This window comes from Salipaludibacillus sp. CF4.18, assembly GCF_051262595.1.
GTDB lineage: Bacteria > Bacillota > Bacilli > Bacillales > Salisediminibacteriaceae > Salipaludibacillus > Salipaludibacillus neizhouensis.
Genome location: NZ_JBIMEV010000140.1, coordinates 1 through 1,121, shown reverse-complemented (window position 1 = coordinate 1,121; position 1,121 = coordinate 1). Strand labels below are relative to the sequence as shown.

Genomic DNA, 1,121 nt, shown 5'->3' with positions numbered 1-1,121 from the left:
TCAGCTTCAATTTCATGATAATGTTCACGAATCCAGCTAAGCTTCAACTGTTTGGCATAAGCTTCGATTTGCTCTTTCATTTACGATCACCTCCTTCTTGAAAAAAGGCATCATAATGAGAAAGGCCGCGTGATGCGTTTGGCAAGACGGGCACCTTCATACGAGGAGTAATTTCCATATGAGAACGGTCTTGATTCAATAACGAATAAAAACAGTGCTTAATTTGATCTGCGCTAGGATGACCATGAGAGGAAGCCAATTGGAGCGCTTTGTTCAGTAATGTGAAATCATCATTTTTTAAGAGTTTCGCTAGTAAACGTAACCCCATTTTCCGTTCCTCTTCTGTGCAATCTTTTAAGTATTGAGACCAAGCATAAGGGAATTGATCATATAAGCTTGAATATTTAATAGCTTTCGGACGTTTTGATAATAATTCAAGATAAGGCTGCCATATCATCGATTTTCGCTTCACACCATATAGTCGAGAATGCGTGACAATGGGTTCATTGTCTTCATTTAATACAACGACAGTATTAAAGGTAAGACGTGTTTTTACTCTTTGTTTTGCAAACCTCGGAGAGGTAGAATATTCCTTATTGTCCAAACTCACAAAGCCATACTTATCAGCCTTCATTTCATGGTAATAAGCACATTCAAAATCTTTCTCAGGAAGGTGAAGCCACTTACTTTGGTCTTCTTTATATAACTCTGATTGAAGTACCTGCTTCTTATAATGCATGCGATGCCGGTCTTCCTCTGCCTTATTCCAAAGCGTCTTATTAAAGTGATCTAAGTTAGCCACCGTACATTCAGGCAAAAGAAAATTGTTCCGCACGTATTTAACCATCGCTTCTACGTGCCCTTTTTCATTTCCCTTCCCTGGATTACAAAACTCATATCGGAAACCATAGTGTAAGACAAACCTTTCGAAGGTATCGGTTAGTTTACGTGCTCCTTTGCCCATGATTTTTGAGACCGCAGGTGACAAGTTATCGAATCGAATAGTTGTTGGAACACCACCGATATGACGAAATGTACGTTGTAATCCTTCAAGTAAACATTCTGTATTTTCCGAAGGAAATACTTGAAAATAAAAGGTGTTACTAAAAGGGAAGGACACA

Annotated in this window: 1 protein-coding gene; it reads right to left on the bottom strand. The window is 38.6% G+C overall.

Annotated elements, in window-relative coordinates:
* Window positions 1-76: 76 nt before the first annotated feature.
* The coding region (locus ACHABW_RS25835; RefSeq protein WP_435759894.1) for a Mu transposase domain-containing protein at window positions 77-1,121 on the bottom strand (1,045 nt) is incomplete at its 5' end.